The following is a 16,734-nucleotide window of genomic DNA, read 5'->3' as shown; positions in this document are numbered from 1 at the left end:
TATACACCGCGGCCAGATTGCGGGTCCGAGATGGTCCCGGCTCGCATCGTGGAAGTCGCGCTACCATCGGGATCATGACTTCTTTGGGCCGCCACACAATTTTTCAGAATTCACTCATGTCAGCACTGCTCGATGGGATTTATGACGGGGAGATGACCATCGGGGAGATTCTGTCGAAGGGCAATTTCGGCCTGGGGACTTTTGACGGACTGGATGGAGAAATGATCATCCTGGACGGCACGTGCTACCAGCTTCGCAGTGACGGTTCGGCGACGATTGCGGATTTGGACCAAGTGAGTCCGTTTGCGCAGGTGACGAATTTTGTGCCGAAGATCGTCGTTAAGGCTCCGAAGGGCATGAAGCGCAGCGAGCTTTCCAAGTTCATTGATGGGGTGGAACCTTCGGGCAACTACTTTCACGCGGTGCGGATTCGTGGGACGTTTTCCAACGTGGTTACGCGAACGGTGACGAAGCAATCCAAGCCGTACCCGCCAATGCGCGATGCCGTGGGCGATGACAAGGAGATCACCTTTGACAATGTGCGCGGGGTCATCGGTGGGTTTCGTACGCCGAAGTACGCGAAGGGCATTGGGGTGCCTGGCTGCCACGTCCACTTCATCAATGAGGAGCGCACGTCCGGCGGGCACGTGCTTGATTACACGGTGGAAGACGCCGTGATTGAACTCTGCCCTGGCACGGACATGGAACTGCGCCTCCCACTCACGGCCGACTTCGCTGCGGGCAACCTTTCCCCCGATGACATTGATGAGCAGATTCACACCACTGAGGTGAAGGGCTAGTTTCGTGGCTTCCAAGAGGACGTCAGGGGATCCCAGACTCGGCCACGCACACGAGAATCGTGGGCTAGTACTGGATCAAGAAGCAGCCTCGTAACTTCCAGTGCCTTCTCAAAAGCGTTCAGTCCGTCCTCATGCCAGCCAAGTGCTGCAGCCTTCTCTTCGTAAATCCGTCCCCATCCGGGTTCTGGTTCTCTCACCACATCAGGGAGAGTTACCCCACGTAATCTGCTTTGCTGTTCGAGAGCACCCCGCAAAGGATCAGCGCCTACTGCAAGCCTTGTTGCCATTAGTGCGACATCAAAGAAGTCGTGGTAGCGCGTCGATGCCTTGCCTGGTGATGTGTCCCCATAGCGGTCGTACATTGCTGCGACCTTGTCAGCAATCTGGTTTTCCACTGGGTAAGCAGTGACCTGGTAATCCTGAGGCAGAAAATCGGTTCTCACATCGAAACTCGCCCGCGCTGTCACAACCTCGACTGGACTACTGACCTCGAGATCACCACTCACATCAATATTGAATTCGGTGAATTTTAAATTTGCACCGTAGAAAACAATGACCTTGATGCGCTCATTCTCCACTGGCCCTGCCATTGTCTTCCGGGAAGTCAGTTCTAGAAGGAAGGTGTACGGGCCTTCCTTGAGGCCATTCATCACTTCAACAAGCAACTCCGCCGCGCTAAGCGCAGAAGTTGGGTCTACGTGGCGGTACAGATCCAAATCCTTGGTGTGACGAGCACCCGGAATCCGACAGTAGACATTGGTCCCACCTTTCAGGACCCAACCATCACCTAGTCGCATGAGGGCATTGAGAAAAACCTCACGAAGAAACTGGTTGTAGGCATTGTTAACGTCAATACCACGGATCCGAGCCTCTTTCTTGAGTGCGTTCGCAATCTGATTATGTGTACGCCTAGCCCTCTCCGGTTGTTCACCCATCTTCGAGCAGCGCTCCCCACTTCGACTGAAAGGCTTGGCCAATTTGTTTCTGGATATCGGTCGCCCCCAGGAGTGACTGATTAAAGGAGTCAGTCACATTTGTCATTGCAGCCTTGACTTCTTTCGACATCATTGTGTCGCTCCAGATGACATAAGCTAGTTTGCCCATCGATTCCCTCAGCGGTTGGAGTTGTTGCTCCAATGCTTTGGAAACCAGAAGGTCAATTTCAGTTGTGCGAAGGCACTCCGACAGGAGTTTGTGCAGCCCGTTCTCATCCCTCGCATCTAGGCCAAAAGCTTCTTCCTTCCCTTTGAGTGCGATAAACAATTCGTGGATGCCAACAAGGTGCTTATTTCCTGCATCAGTGACCAAACTCAGTAGATGTCCGGACTCATGGCCGTCGTCCGCAAGGTCTGCAATGGTTCGGGCTGCAGATGTCACGGGGAGACCCACTTTCGGGTGAATTTGCCACTCGTCGTCTGCTAAGTCTGCGCGATGGAATTGGACTTCCGGTTGGCGGCTCCGACGACGTTGCGGAACCGTGAAGTGATAACCATCTGCCCACAGGTCCCCAATCCCCCAAAGTTCAGCTGCGGTTGTGTGTGAAACGACTGCTTCGCACGCCAGGATTTCATCTCGCAGTCGGTCAGCTGCCATCATGTCGGGCCGAAGGGATAGCCATTGCGCTTTGAGCTCGATCTCCGGGGACAGTACTGTTCCCGCGATTGCATACACTCCGTGTCGCACGCGTTCTAAAATCCCCGCCCTCTCAACCCGCAGAAGATCTGGCGATGTCACCTCAATGGTTCTGGCCTGCGCGGTCGTGAAAAGCCCCCATTGCTGGGAGGCGAGATCTCCCACCAGTTCTGTAACTTCAGAGCTTTTCATGACTCAAAACCTACCAAATAGATAAGTTTTTCGCCACAGCATATGCATTAAGTGAAACGAAACTTATTTTTTGCTAGGGGAGTTGGCGGCGGATGAGGTCCTCGACGCGCTTGGTGCGGCCCACGTCTGGGAAGTACACCGGCTGGGCGTAGCCGAATATGCCGATGCTGATTCCGCCGCGGTGGCGGTGGGCGCCGCGGATTTGAACGAACGGAATGGACTCAATAGACCGGCCGTTCATGGCCACGACGCGCTTATTGGTCACCACGAAGCGCTGGCGGCGGAGGCGAAGAACTGGCTTTAGGAAACGCCACAAAGCCAGGATCGCCCAAAGCAACACCACGATGTTGCGCAGCTGCGCATCCATACCGTGGACATCCATCCAGCCGATGAGCATCCAGGACAGCGCGGTGAGGATGATCAGCTCTAAAAACGGGAACACTAAAGCGCGTAGTGGCGGAGCCATGTCCGCCAGTACGACTTCTCCCCTACCGAGTCTGATCTTTGCCACGGCCCACAGGTTAATCGGTGGGGCGTAAATGAGTCACGTCGCCAGTTGAGTAGCTTGTTCCATCCACGACGATCTCCCCACGCTCATCCACGTCATCGACCACCCCGACGACGTCTCCGCTGTACGTTTCCAGGCGGACGCGCTGGCCGATGGTGGCGGAGGTGTCGCGGTAGTCGCGCATAAGCATTGTGTCTTTGTTGCGCCACTGCATGAGCCGCTTGCCCAGCGCGCGGAGCAGATTGATGGTGAAGTCGTCCCAGTCGACGGTGATGCCTTGGAGGTTGAGCGCGGTGGACCAGTCCGTGGGCAGGCAATCTTCTTCCCAGTCGATGTTGACGCCGAGGCCGACGACCAGCATGGGGGAACCGTTGCGCATATCAATCTCCCCCAAGATGCCCACGAATTTCTTGCCGTTCAGTAGCACATCATTCGGCCACTTCAAGCGAGCCTCCGGGACCACGTCCACGACCGCCAAACCTGCGGCGAGGGAGACCAAGCCCAGGTCATCCGTGCGCGGCAGATCAATAGCCACGCTCATGAGCAAGCTCGCACCCGCGGGCGCTTCCCACACGCGTCCCAGCCGGCCCTTGCCGCTGGTTTGCTGGTCCGCAATGAGCACTACCCCCGGCGCGCCCGTGGCAAGGAGCTCTGTGTTGGTTGACTCTGACACGTTCACGTGTCGGACCTCCGACCAGTGCTCCGCAACGGCTGCTTGAATCCGCGCCACATCCTGAACAGTCATGTTCCTCAGCGTAGACGGGGCTTGTTGCGGACTCCGCAATGCGCATCAGCAAAAGCCCAGGGAGTCCGCAATGCGGACTGTTTTCTCAGGTTCACTCATACCCTTAAATAAACAGCTCTGTCTACATTTTCAGACACCTATGAATCTAATTCTGGCCAATAAATCAGCAGTACACATAGCCTGAACCGCACACAAACGAACACCATATAGACAGAAGGGTCTACTTTCATGGCTGATCTCCCACTGCTCACACTCACCGACAAAGACCGCGAAAACTTGGACCGCCTAGCGCAATTCCCTCTCTTGGATGCGATCAACGGACGCCGCTCCCGTCGCTTCCCTCTCGGCGGCAAGGTGCCAGCCGGTCCGCTGGCGTATACGAGCAAGCACGACACCCAGCCCTTGAGCGATCTGGAACGCGCCATCGTCTTGGCCACCATCGCGGGCGTGACGGGCTGGCATCACAGCATCACGCACCACCCCGGCTACGCACCGAAGCTGCCGGACTACTCCGGTAGCGCCACTGGCCGCACGTTCCCGTCGGCAGCCGGCTTCCACATTGCGGACTTCTTTTTCACCGATGACTCCGGCACCTACGCACTATCCACGCGCGATGCCACACCGGAGGTGCCCTTCAATGAGAACGAAGGTTTTACGGAGGCCCGCCTCAACTCGGTGCTGCGCAACGTGCGCAAGCTTAGCGACGAGCGCATCTGGATCCCCCGCGAAGAACCGTACCTGGAGGGACACAACACGTGGATTGCTAACTATCCCGGCTCGCTTCTCATCGCACCGGTCTCTGACCTTGCGCAGCACACCTTGGCCAACCTGGCCTTCTTCACACGCAACAGGTACGTGATCTACGACGACATCAACGGCCGGGAGATCCCCGGCATCAAGGAGTTCAGCGACATCGCGCGCGTCAACGAACCATTGCCGCTGTCGTTCTTGGAGCAGTACTCGCAAACAGAGGCCACCGCAGAACTGATGTCCTCCACGTTGCTGGGCCACCTTGTGCTCGGCGCGCTCGGCCTGGGTGGGTGGAGCTTCGACGGCATCGACCGCCTCACCTTCCTCGGCGGTTCCGGGCGCGAGGACGTCCCGGGCCTCGGCTCCGACATCCAAGAAGACGACCGCTGGTCCCTGCCCAACGCCACCGGCAAGAAAGGCATCTTTGAAACCTACGCCCCGCCGTAATACGACACCATGGCCGACGCCGTCGACGCCTTCTTCGAGCGCAAGTACGGCCCCGGCGGCCCCTTCCACCCGGACACACCGGGCCCTTGGACGGAAAGCCGCGCCATCCGCTCCCAAGCAGCCAAACCGGATGAGCGCTTCACCGAGCTGATGAAGCTGCAGGCCACCTACATCTATGAGACCTTCGGCAAATTCCCCGGGACAATCCCCACCGTCTGGATCATAAACTACCTCCAAGCCCAACACCTGGACACCGACTACTACGACGAGATCTTCGCCCCTGGCGCGTACCTGTCCACCCACGCCGAGCATCAGAAGCACTGGCACTAGGTCACTGCCAGAATGACTAATTTACTCCGGATAAGGCTCCGCCGTAACTAGACTTCTGCGAGCCACTCCGCCATTTGAATGGCGGAGTTCCGGGCGTGATAGACAACCATGCCTAGCTGGGTGTCTCGAGCAAACAGTGTCATGACCAGGTGCCCCACCGGCTCATGCTCAACTTTTACAAGAGCCATGCACTCATCATCAGGACGGGCCACTGTCACGATGGCAGGTGGCGCAGACTCATCAGCCTCTGCCTCAAGCAAGTTTGCCTGCGCTTCCGCCACTCCCAGCATGGAGGCGCTCAGAGCAGTGATTTCGGATGCTACGAGAGAGTCTGGCAGGCCAAGTGAACACACATGCATGCCATCACCGGTACCCAACGCGATAGCGTACAAACCTGGAACACTATGGCGCATGCGTGCCATTGACGGCAGGATCGCTGCGGCCAAATCATTAGTGGCAAAATCCTGGCCACGCACCCGACGGTGGCGCCCGATTTCTACCTTCCAATCGGGGTCATCCTGGTTAAAGCCGTCCAGCAAATTCACTGACATTCTTCCACTCGTTTCAGCGCAGCCTCAGCGATGTCCGCCACGTCAAACACATTCCGCGGATCAACCATTTGCACTGGTACATCCCTCTGTCCATGATCCTGCAGCAGCTGCTTGATCCGCGGTATCGGATCTTCCTGTCCAGGAGCCAGGAAGTTTACTCCGATGACGGTTCGGTGCAGCGCCCGCTTTTCCCCCAATAACCCTACCCATTCTTGTACTTGGTCTTTGAGCAAGTGCTCATACCCAAACAGCATAAGGACAATTCCTGCTTCTGGGTTAAGCGCCGGAGTCCGCGAAGCATCAAAGCGATCTTGTCCGGCGGTACCGTAAAGCGCCACGCGTTGACCGTTCAGGCGTTCCCACACGCCCATTTCAATGCCGACGGTGGTGGTTTCCTTGCCTCCCACAATGAAGTCATCCGTGGTGGATGCCTTCACTTCAGAACTAACCGGCGTGGATGTGGAAAGTGCACGTACTGCGGTTGTTTTCCCAACCCCGACCGGACCAACGAACACGATCTCTGCATGCGAATGGGCACCAATGATCGCGTCCTCTGGCATGACCAGCGTGGAGTCAACATCTTCTGGCGTGAGCTCCTCTGGCTTGCCGTGTCGCGGAGCATATCTCGCTTCGACATTCATAACATTACCTCCGGCTTCTGCCAGGAATTTCTACATCATTATTGATGACATTTCAACAGCTGAGTATTCTCATGGTGTCTTGTGCTACTCGCTCGCGACTATCTCGACTGGAAAAACTATCCAAGATCGGTGATGATCGTGTACACCATCAACTTGAAAGGAACCTAAGCATGACTCAGCAGGACTCCCTGAACGGCTTCCTCGAGGCTCTCTCGACGGATCTGAACGGCTTCATCGGCGCTTCCGTCGTCGACTTGGACACCGGTATGTCCCTGGCCTCCAACTCCAAGTACCCGGACTTTGACCTCGATGTCGCGGCCGCGTACAACTCCGAGATGGTTAAGTCCAAATTCAAGACTATGGAGGCTCTTGGCATCACCGGTGGCCTTGAGGATATGTTGCTGACCCTGACGGATCAGCTGCACCTGATCAAGATCCTGGACAACAACATGTTCGTGTACCTCGCCGTGAACTCCTCGCAGTGCAACCTTGCTCTGATGCGCCGCGCTGTGATCCAGCACACCCGCGAATTCAATCTGGCATGAAGAACTGAGGGCGGAGCCTTCCCGTTAAATTACGGAGAATGGGCAGATCAAGTTCCACCGCAATCACTCGATGAGGAGGCGGTGGACGATCCTGCATCGGGCTTCAACCCCTCAGAAGAACATCCCCCTGTCAGCCCCGATGATGTAGACCCCACGGACATGAGCGACGAAATCGCTGAGGACTACGAGACCTACATCGTCTACGAGGAGGGAGAGCCGGAAAGCGACGACGCTCCCTCCGAAACCTCAACTGCATATCCTCACGAGGAGAACCCAGGATTCTTCACCTCACTTGCGCGCCTCTTTGGGGTTTCCAAAGATAAGCACTAAGCGAGAGCACTAGGAGCCGGGTTTCTCCTCGTTGCTTATTTTTAAAGCGTTTTACGCGCCAGTTTGAACACTAAGACGAAAACTATCAAAGTATCAAAAGCGAGAAACTATCAAAGTATCAATTCGCTACACTGTTCCCCATGGATGCGCTCCCCCACACCAGCAACCCCTTCCGCCCGACCTTCGGCGTCAGCCCACTGATTTGGTCCGGCAGGCAAACCGTCCTCCTCGAATTCGAGAAAGCCATCCTCAGCCAACCTGGCAATCCCGGACGATCCATCATCGTGTCCGGGTCCCGTGGCATTGGGAAGACAGTCTTACTTAATGAGGTTGAGGATATCGCTCAACGCAACGGTTGGATTGTTCTTCGGTTATCTGCACGTGAGGGTATGGCGCAGTTGCTTACGGAGTCGCTGGTTCCGGAGGCCGTCGAAAAGCTAGAGCCCTCGCGCAAGCACCACATTGAGCACATCTCCGTTGCGGGCGTGGGCTCCATCGGCTGGAACAGCGATGAGACGCAGATAGCGCCGCGCCTAAGCACTCGCCTCCGAGAACTTCTGTCCCTTCTGAAGGACACTGGCGTGCTGATCACGATTGATGAGGTCCAGGATTGTGACCCCCAAGGCCTCACGACAATAGCTATCTCTTTCCAGGATCTTGTGCGTGACAATGAGCACATCGCCATAGCGATGGCGGGCTTAACCGTTGGTGTGAACAACCTGCTCAATTTGCCGGGCACCACCTTCCTCCGCCGCGCACGCCACTACGAGCTCGGTCCGCTTACGATCGCTGATGCACGCTCCAACCTGGTCGAAACCGCCGCTGGATCAGGCAAAGAATTCAGCGAGGAAGCTGCGGACTACGCCGCCAGTTTCACTCAGGGCTACCCGTATCTTGTGCAGCTCATTGGTTTCCTGTCGTGGGAAAAATCAGACGCAGCGATCACGCTCGACACGGTAGAGGAAGCTCGGCCGGAAGCCATTCGAATCTTGGGCACGAACGTTCATCAGCCTTCCGTCCGAAGCGTGCCCGCGCGCCAGCGCGAGTTCCTCGACGCCATGGCCGACCTTGAGACAACATCGCCCAACGGAGAAATTTCCATCAGCGACATCGCCTCCTCCCTGGGCAGAAAACTCAATGAGATCTCCGATTCGCGCGCCAAACTGATCAACCGCGACCTCATCGTTTCCGCCGGCCACGGCAAGCTCGAATTCGCCCAGCCCTACCTCGGCTCGTACTTGCGTAGCGACGATCGCCCCATCCGCGTCAACTAACCCCACGCTTCGCCATTTTCCCAAAAGACAGCAGAGACCCGTCAACGCGTGTATGTTTGCGTAACCAAAGAAAGGTTTCTTAATGTCTTCTAAGTTTTTTACTGTCGTTGCCTCCACCGCCGTTAGCGCGTTGCTCCTGACGGGCTGCGGTGGCGTAAACATTCCCAACCAGGATAAACAGGACGATTCCGCTGATCAGACCACTGGAGCCGAGTCTGCCTATGACACGGGCTTTTACAATGCCGAGCCCCATCCGGGCTGGCGCAAGAAAACTTGGGAGTCTCTCAGCCTGGTGACGGAGACGAACCTTGTCGCCGCCTACACGCTGTTGCCGTATGAGGTGGATGAAGCGTTTTCCGGTGCCCGTAATCCATTGCGCAGCGATTCCTTCACGGATTTCCAGGCAGGCATGCCGGATCAGGTGGCAGAGAAGCTCAACCATCTGGAGCAGAAATGGTTGGGTGGCTACACGCAAGAAGCAGTGGATTCCGCGGGCAAACGTGGTGCAGAACATAGTGTGCACCGCTTCGAGTCCCCGGAGGATGCACAAGAAGCAGCTCAGCTCATGCACGATGCGTATCTTGCGGAGGGCGGAACTGACTACCTCGGCGACGCGAACTACCCACTGGAGAATGTAGACATCGCCGGCGATCCTAAGGTTCTGGCCGCCAAGGACGAGCAGCAGCAGGAGCAGATAGCCATCACCACCAAGGACGAGTACTTGATGGTGGCTAAAACACACAATGACAAACTCGACGAGAACTCTGCAGTCATCCCGCATGGTCCGGATTCGATGGATTGGATGAGCGGGTACGGGCGTGCCTTCGCGGATAAGCAAGCTGAGCTTCTCAGCGACATCCCGTCCCACAAGACCGCCAAAGGCTACGGCCAGACGGATGATTGGCTTCCGCTGGACCCGGACGACATTTTGCGTTACACCCTCATGCCACCACGCCAAGGCCAAAGCGTGGGCACCACTGCCCTACCGTTGAACGCCCGACTGACTGCCAGCCGGTTTGTTTCTACGCCGGAAGTGTTGAGGTTGTACGAATCCTCTGACATCGAAGCCGCTGGCGTCGCGGAAACACTCCTGCTGCGCGCATCTAGCCCCGAGCAGGCTGAGCACATCGAGTCCGAATTCACATCCATCGACGCAAACTCTGGGCTCTTTGAAACATTGGAGCCTTACGATGACCCGCAGAACGTCCCCGGCACCAGCTGCTACTCCTCCCCACAAACCAGTAGCACTTTCTACTTCTGCTACGTGCGGCACGAGAACTACCTTGCCTACGCCTCCTTCATGGACCACGCCCCCGTTGAGTCCGACTCCGCATCAGACGAACCGGAAGTGGACGGGAAGACGAAGTTGTCCCAGATGGTCGCCGCCCAGTACCTCATCCTGCAGGAGGCACCAACCAGTTCTCAGGCATCATGACAAACATGAAGCTCTACACCATCGGCTATTCAAAGAAGAGCGCGGAGGAATTCTTCGACCTGCTGCGTGACAATAACGTGAAGCGTGTCGTGGACATCAGGCGCCACAACACAAACCAGCTCGCCGGATTCACCAAACAAGACGACCTCGCGTGGTTCCTCAAAGTCATCGCCAACATCGAGTACCAGCACGTCCTGGAACTCGCGCCAAGCGAGGACCTCATGCACGCCTACCGGAAAGAGCACCTGCCTTTCGACGAGTTTGCGGACCAACTCCGCACACAATTCAACGAACGCGACATGCCCACGAAAGCCACCTTCGACCACGCCGCCCTGCTGTGCTCTGAAGCCGACCCTTCCACGTGCCACCGCCTCATCGCCGCGCAGTACCTCGCCGAAAAGTGGTCCGGGGTGGAAATCATTCACCTGTAGCTGGTGCTCAAGCGTAGGGCGCTCCACCCGCATCAACCCAACCCAGCAAAACCCAGGGAGTGAACTACTCTCACTAGTCGGTAACTGCTTTCTCCATCCAACTGATCGGGAGCAATTCTGTTCAACCTCATTAGAGCCAAGCACTTGGGTTGCCCGTGATACACGTCCTTAAGGAAGACACAATTGATAATTTGGATACATGCGGATCAAACGTCTACAAATCGAAAACTTCAGGGCCATTAAAAATTTCGACGAAGAAATAGGTCCATATACTGCATTTATTGGATACAACGGCAGTGGTAAATCATCGATCCTTCACGCAGTCAAATGGTTCTTTGAAGATTTTCCACTCACTACCACGGACATCTTTTGCCAAGATGATCGAGAAAACAGTCTAGAGCCACTCTCCAAAGTCAAGGTGACTGTCACATTCGACAACATCACAGATCGCGATCGTGAGAATTTTGGCCCCTACGCTAGAGGCGAAGAAATGGTGCTTACTCGTATCAACGGAGCAGACGAGGTTTCTAAGCTCTACGGCGATCAGATGGTTTACCAGCCGTTCCAAAAAATTCGAGACGCAAATAGCGTAAGCATCAAACGCCAATTGATCCAGAAGCTTATGGAAGCAGACCCTGCTGTTGCAGATTTAGATATTCCCGAGAAAGCGCCCGCAAAGGAAATTGAAGCTGCTCTTGAAGCATGGGAGAATGATCCAATCAATCGAGGGCACCTCGAACCGATTAGAAACGAGGATGCGAATCATTTCTTCGGCGCGGTAGGATCAGACAAACTCAAGATTCACTCGGGCTTCGTATTTATCCCCGCCGCTCCAGATCTGACAGGACAATTTGATGTTTCAGGAAAAGGTTCTGCTCTCCAATTATTACTTGGCGACATCCTTAAAGGCGCTGTAACAGATTCCATTAACGAATGGACCGAGAAGAACCAAAAAGTACTCAACGAACTCGAACTAACGGTAAAACAGGCTGCACAGCACAGCCTGACGGACCGAGCCACACGAGTCAATCACCATCTAAAAAATTACCTACCGAATGTTCAGATTGACTTTGAAGTTGGATTGCAAGACTGGACCCCCAAAGCAAGCCCGAGTGCGCAGTCAAAATTGCGAGATGGAGAACGGGATTTTGTCATTGAAAGACAAGGACATGGAGTACAGCGAGCAGCACTGCTAGCACTGCTTCAAGCTACGGCGGATATACGAACCGAGCTTAAGCAGGACACCATCGACAACGCCAACCCAGAGTCCACGAAGATCGATCCTCCAAGTGATCCCCTTATCGTTTTCATTGAAGAGCCTGAGGTATACCAGCACCCCGTTCAGGCTCGCATGATGGCGCGCAGCTTCGTCAAAGCCGCACGCGGATCAAATATTCAGTTCGTGCTAGCAACTCACAGTCCCTACTTCCTTGACCCTACTCAGATTGATCACACGTTTAGGGTAGAGAGCGCTCCAAATGGTTCAACTGTTTATCGAGCAAAATTCTGTGATGCATTATCCCCTAAACAAAAAATGGGGGAACTAGACAAATATTTTCTAGAAACTGTGACCGAGTGTCTCTTTTCCCGGGCAGCCCTAGTTGTCGAAGGCGATACTGAACGAGCAATCTTTGATTCCATGCCATGTGACGCTAACGGAACGACACTGCGTGACTTAGGAGTCGCTGTCGCAGTAGCAGGTGGTTCAAAGACTTTGCTGGATATGGCACAACTGGTTCATTCTTTTGGGGTTCCCGTCATTGTTGTGAGAGACGGTGATTCGGATTGCGGGATCGCACTGGAATCGGCGAAAAAACGTGTTGAGCATCAAATCAGAAAAGAATTTGGCTGCGCCCCTGATTTCAAAGTGGAAGAACACTTTGAATTAGCTCGTCAGAGGTGCGATCAAAAACTCAATAGTTGGAAATCAGACGTCATGGAGTTCATAAAGAAGGCAAGCGAGATAGGTTTTGGCGGGGGACTTGATGAGTTCGAATGGGGTGGCGGTCTCCAGCAAGGTGACTGCATTGTCGTTCTTCCCCATGATCTGGAATCCGAGCTTGAAAAATGGCCGTCTTTCATGAACTCAGCCGACAATTTCGGACTACATAAAAATACGTTGCGGGACAATAAAAAAGCCGGAATCCTCGCCCGTATAGCAAGTCAATCACGATCAGAAGACATGCCTGAAAGCTTGCGAAAAATCATGGAGAAAGTATCGAACCTTGCCACTCATTAGTCCGCTGGAATCGTCAGATCAAACAATAGAAGCATTTGTGACACATGTCATGTGATGAGCCGTATCACACCATGAGCCTTGAATTCTAGGCCAGAAGCCTGCGAAGGAGCCAAGCAGTCTTCTCCAGCTTCGTATGGGCGCTCTAGAATTGATGCCGGCTGATATTCTCAATCAATTTCTCATCAACCGGCGTGAAGCACTTTGCCATCTTGTGGAAAAAGCCATTGGCAAAACCGTCCAACGCGATATTTCCATCGGCATCGCCGAAGAAGACTCTGTTCATTTCGAAGAGGAAGAGATCTAAGCAATGCGTCCTTTGCCCACGTGGGATGATTTTCTGATTCCTAGTCTTCGTGTGTTGAGCGATGGAGAGGTTCACCGCCGGCGCGACATCGTTCAGGAAGCTGCCGCGGAACTCAAGTTCACAGGGGAAGAAAAGCTCCACACGATTCCTTCCGGTCAGCAAACCTATGTGAACCGCGGAAACTGGGCTATCACCCACTTGGGTAAAGCCGGCCTGGTTACCTCTCCTGGTCGAGCTCAATGGAAGATCACTGACCGCGGCCGTGACTTGCTACAGCGGTTCCCGAACGGAATCACTGAACGTGAGTTCAAGGAGGAAATGGCTGAGGGCGCATACGCAGATTTCCTCAAACCAAGCGTTCCCTCCTCGGCTGAAGAAACAGTAATCCAGGAGCCTGAAACCGGGACGCTGACCGCTCTCGAATACGTGGAGATCGGCCAAAAGAAAAACGAGGAAATGGTCGGCGGCGAACTTCTCACCCGCCTCCGGGAAAACGACCCGGCTTTCTTCGAGCAAGCAGTTCTGGATCTCCTCATTGCCATGGGTTACGGCGGATCTCTTGGCAAGGCGACCCGCACCCAGCTCTCAAACGACGGTGGCATCGATGGGGTCATCGACCAAGACGCCCTCGGCCTGTCCCGCATCTATGTTCAGGCAAAACGCTATGCGCACGGGCACTCCGTTGGCCGCCCTGAGGTCCAGGCCTTCGTCGGCGCTCTCCACGGTGCTCAAGCAAATCAAGGCGTGTTCCTAACCACGTCGACGTTCACCCCGGGCGCCCAGCAATACGCTGACTCTGTTCAGCTCCGCGTCGTGCTCATCGACGGCGCCCTGCTCACCCGCCTCATGATCCGCCACGGCGTGGGCACGCAGATTGAACGAACAATCAACATCGTTGAGATTGATGAGGATTTCTTCGACTAACTTGCTCTTCGGAGGACAGATCCCGGCCGTGTCAGATGCGAGTTTTTGGTACCGGTGTTCCGGAGACCCGGTACTGCCGTGTTCCGGATAGTTGGTACCCCCGTTTCGACAAATCGGAGCTTCACTCAAAAAATTTTCTGACGGCCATCCCCTGCAAACCTTCAGACGGGCTAATCTGAACCTAGCATCGAATCGCGACCTTGAGGATGGACCACACATGTCAACCGGCAAAGAAAAGGCTATGCTTCCAATCTTGAGAGGATGGTTCAATAAGTTTTGTGATGAGTGGTACGACAAACCAGCAAAGAATTCACAAGATGAAGATCTAAGGTTCGAGGCATTTTCCAACTACTACGTCATCAATACCCATCAGCGTTCTAACGAACCGCCATCGAGCTTTTGCACGAACGAGTCTATCGACGACCTAGCAGACGATCGTCACATCGATGGGGTTGCAGTGTTCATCAATGGTAGGTTCTGCGCCTCTGAAGAGAGTGTTGCGGATTTCGCCGAACGCAATACATCTTTGGACGTGAGCGTACACTTGCTGCAGGCCAAGAACGGTTCAAAATGTATTAACAGCGGGGATCTACAGAACTTCCTTGCCGGCGTAAGAGATTATCTTGATGAATCACCGTGGGGGGCCGACCACTCCAATGTCAGCGACACGTTGATCGAAGCACAAAAGATTTTCGCCGCCTGCTTCAACCACGGTCTAACCTCCAAGCCAAAGGTGTACCTACATTGGTGCGTCTCATCCCGAGACGATGCCGAGCAATTTAAAGAAGACATCGCCGACACATTCTTCGGCACACTAGAAGATCTCAAGCATTCAAAGGGGGATCTCGTAAGTTCAATAGACTTTCAGTTCCTTGGGGCTACGCAGTTAATTAACAAGGTGACGCGCTTTTCCGCGAGCAACGAATGTAAATTGAAAATTCCATCTCAGGGCCGATTGGATTTCCCGTCAAACGAAGACTCGACGTCGAATTCATTCTTTGCATTCGTCGAAGCAACCGAATTCATCAAGCTCATCGCACCCGGCGGCAGCTTAGATACGCGGGTTTTTAGTGAGAATGTGCGCGATTTCCAAGGCGAGAATACGGACGCCTACCAAGGAATGAGTGCGACGCTTTCCGATCCCGAGCAGCGGGCTGAGTTTGCGATGCGAAACAATGGAATCACAGTCATTGCTGAATCAATTGACGGCACTTCAATGTGCACGTTAAAGAACTACCAAGTTGTAAACGGTTGCCAGACTTCAAACGCCTTATACAACCATCGCCACAGCCTGGCAGGCGTATACGTTCCGGTGCGCTTTATACAGGTCTCAGACGAAGATTTCCTCGACCGAATAACTTACTCGACCAACAGTCAAAATGAAGTTAAATCCTCTGATATGGTCGCTCGTTCAAAGCTAGCCCGCGAACTCGAACAGCATTGTTCGCGACCGGATGTGAAGGATCCAATTGTGTTTGAAAGACGGGACGGTCAATTCCTAAATTCGTCTGCGCCTGTGCCGAAGAATCGAATACTGAAAAACAAAGATTTTACTACGGCATACGTGGCATGTATTCTCGGGCGGCCCCACCACGCGATTGGATATTATGATCGCTACATGCATGGGAAGAAAGATGACATCTGGTCGCGCAATGAACCTGCGGACCTTTTGTTTGCTTGCGGATATCTAGCCAATCGGATTTTTCGGCTTCGGCTCATTCCCGGCACGTTTTCTGCCCTTAAGTACCATATTCTGTGGGAGGTCTTTCATAGTCAGTGTCCGACTTTTGAGCATGAGTACTCGAAATACGAGTCTTCAGACCTCAGCCCAGCGGACCAAGCCAAACGGAAGCACTTAATCGAAAGAGTAACTAAGAAGATAATCGCCTTAGCTGACGACGACGACAAACTTAGGGAGCGTGTGCAAAGAGGTGTGTTGGTGGCGAAGAATTTGACAGACCTACCAGATTTTGCTCTTGACTCCGAGAATGCGAAAATCTCGCGGTCAAAAACTAAGAAGGAGAACTCGACCACCGAGTTCAAACGGCTTAGCAAATCCATCGAAGAAAACTAAATTAAGAGCCGAGCTATTGAGCGCGAGCATCCACCAACAATAATGGCCGGTATCGGCTGACACGCTGATGCTGAACAAAGAGTCCGTCTAAAGTGAACTCGACGTTATGATTAGTTCTCGGGAAATCGGAGCGATAGACATGTGCGATATGTAGCAACATTTCAAAACCGAACACTAGCGGGTTAGTTCCTAGGTGTCCGACTTATCTTGAATTGTTGCTAATGCTCAGCACGTCACCCAAATACAGGTCAACTCTCCCCTTGTAAGCTGTGTCACCCCCAGAGCCAAAGATAAAGCCGATCGGTTTGGGGCAAAACCAGAAAGCGTTCCCTCTCACCTAACAGACCCAATCCTCTTTCTTAGCTGCTTTCTTGAGCTCTTCCCTGAGTTCTTCATCGACAGCGTAAATTCCCATGCCGCGGACACCGCGGGTCAGAAGAACGTTGAGCTGGTTGCGTAGAAGCTCCTGGCTGACGTCGAGTTTCTTTTCTTCTCCGTCGATCTCCTGTTCAGACCACCGATTTAGTAACGCCATGGTGAGGATCGAGTAACGCCCGGGTGAGTATCCAGTAACACCCGGGC

17 protein-coding genes and 1 pseudogene are annotated in these 16,734 nt (G+C 54.2%); 11 read left to right on the top strand and 7 right to left on the bottom strand.

Annotation, left to right across the window (positions count from 1 at the left end; genetic code table 11):
* Positions 1-74 precede the first annotated feature (74 nt).
* Entirely contained in the window at positions 75-800 is a 726-nt protein-coding gene (gene budA / locus QP994_RS07560) for an acetolactate decarboxylase (protein WP_284855471.1), read from the top strand.
* Here budA and QP994_RS07555 read toward each other — a convergent pair.
* The 4 genes from QP994_RS07555 to QP994_RS07540 form a co-directional block, all read right to left on the bottom strand.
* Positions 797-1,735 (bottom strand): nucleotidyl transferase AbiEii/AbiGii toxin family protein, encoded by a 939-nt coding sequence (locus tag QP994_RS07555; RefSeq protein WP_284865961.1) that lies wholly within the window; start codon positions 1,733-1,735, stop codon positions 797-799. The genes budA and QP994_RS07555 overlap by 4 nt on opposite strands.
* Positions 1,728-2,624, bottom strand: coding sequence for a type IV toxin-antitoxin system AbiEi family antitoxin domain-containing protein (locus tag QP994_RS07550; RefSeq protein WP_284865960.1), 897 nt, complete (start codon positions 2,622-2,624; stop codon positions 1,728-1,730). Before QP994_RS07550 ends, QP994_RS07555 begins: the two co-directional genes overlap by 8 nt.
* Positions 2,625-2,697: 73 nt before the next feature.
* Positions 2,698-3,135: a hypothetical protein gene (locus QP994_RS07545; RefSeq protein ID WP_284865958.1), complete on the bottom strand. Its 438-nt coding sequence runs from the start codon at positions 3,133-3,135 to the stop codon at positions 2,698-2,700.
* Between the two features lie 10 nt (positions 3,136-3,145).
* Positions 3,146-3,877: a biotin--[acetyl-CoA-carboxylase] ligase gene (locus QP994_RS07540; protein ID WP_284865957.1), complete on the bottom strand. Its 732-nt coding sequence runs from the start codon at positions 3,875-3,877 to the stop codon at positions 3,146-3,148.
* A gap of 228 nt (positions 3,878-4,105) precedes the next feature.
* On the opposite strand from QP994_RS07540, the pseudogene QP994_RS07535 reads away from it, so the two are divergent.
* Positions 4,106-5,404, top strand: a pseudogene (locus tag QP994_RS07535) (hypothetical protein).
* Between the two features lie 47 nt (positions 5,405-5,451).
* On the opposite strand, the gene QP994_RS07525 reads toward QP994_RS07535, so the two are convergent.
* Positions 5,452-5,955: a roadblock/LC7 domain-containing protein gene (locus QP994_RS07525; RefSeq protein ID WP_284855475.1), complete on the bottom strand. Its 504-nt coding sequence runs from the start codon at positions 5,953-5,955 to the stop codon at positions 5,452-5,454.
* Complete coding sequence (locus QP994_RS07520; protein WP_284865954.1) at positions 5,946-6,596, bottom strand: hypothetical protein; 651 nt, start codon at positions 6,594-6,596, stop codon at positions 5,946-5,948. Before QP994_RS07520 ends, QP994_RS07525 begins: the two co-directional genes overlap by 10 nt.
* Before the next feature lie 170 nt (positions 6,597-6,766).
* On the opposite strand from QP994_RS07520, the gene QP994_RS07515 reads away from it, so the two are divergent.
* From QP994_RS07515 to QP994_RS07475, 9 genes are all read left to right on the top strand, one after another.
* Positions 6,767-7,141, top strand: coding sequence for a hypothetical protein (locus QP994_RS07515; protein ID WP_284855477.1), 375 nt, complete (start codon positions 6,767-6,769; stop codon positions 7,139-7,141).
* Positions 7,142-7,222: 81 nt separating this feature from the next.
* Positions 7,223-7,471 (top strand): hypothetical protein, encoded by a 249-nt coding sequence (locus QP994_RS07510; protein WP_284865953.1) that lies wholly within the window; start codon positions 7,223-7,225, stop codon positions 7,469-7,471.
* A 140-nt stretch (positions 7,472-7,611) separates the two neighbouring features.
* Complete coding sequence (locus QP994_RS07505) at positions 7,612-8,745, top strand: ATP-binding protein (protein ID WP_284865952.1); 1,134 nt, start codon at positions 7,612-7,614, stop codon at positions 8,743-8,745.
* 82 nt (positions 8,746-8,827) lie between these two features.
* Entirely contained in the window at positions 8,828-10,180 is a 1,353-nt protein-coding gene (locus QP994_RS07500) for a DUF7373 family lipoprotein (protein WP_284865951.1), read from the top strand.
* Between the two features lie 5 nt (positions 10,181-10,185).
* A complete protein-coding gene (locus QP994_RS07495; protein WP_284865949.1) occupies positions 10,186-10,611 on the top strand; it encodes a DUF488 domain-containing protein in 426 nt (141 codons plus the stop codon).
* A 199-nt stretch (positions 10,612-10,810) separates the two neighbouring features.
* Entirely contained in the window at positions 10,811-12,850 is a 2,040-nt protein-coding gene (locus tag QP994_RS07490; RefSeq protein WP_284865948.1) for an ATP-dependent nuclease, read from the top strand.
* Between the two features lie 133 nt (positions 12,851-12,983).
* Complete coding sequence (locus QP994_RS07485) at positions 12,984-13,154, top strand: hypothetical protein (protein ID WP_284865947.1); 171 nt, start codon at positions 12,984-12,986, stop codon at positions 13,152-13,154.
* Between the two features lie 3 nt (positions 13,155-13,157).
* A complete protein-coding gene (locus tag QP994_RS07480) occupies positions 13,158-14,078 on the top strand; it encodes a restriction endonuclease (protein ID WP_284865946.1) in 921 nt (306 codons plus the stop codon).
* A gap of 217 nt (positions 14,079-14,295) precedes the next feature.
* Positions 14,296-16,152 carry an AIPR family protein gene (locus tag QP994_RS07475; protein ID WP_284865945.1) on the top strand — a complete coding sequence of 619 codons (1,857 nt, stop codon included), beginning with the start codon at positions 14,296-14,298 and terminating at the stop codon, positions 16,150-16,152.
* A gap of 337 nt (positions 16,153-16,489) precedes the next feature.
* Here the strand turns inward: QP994_RS07475 and QP994_RS07470 are convergent.
* Positions 16,490-16,734 (bottom strand): DNA/RNA helicase domain-containing protein (locus tag QP994_RS07470; protein ID WP_284865944.1); only part of this gene is annotated, 245 nt, incomplete at its 5' end.

It is taken from the genome of Corynebacterium sp. MSK044, assembly GCF_030232825.1.
Classification (GTDB): Bacteria; Actinomycetota; Actinomycetes; order Mycobacteriales; family Mycobacteriaceae; genus Corynebacterium.
This window is presented reverse-complemented; position numbering and strand designations above follow the sequence as displayed.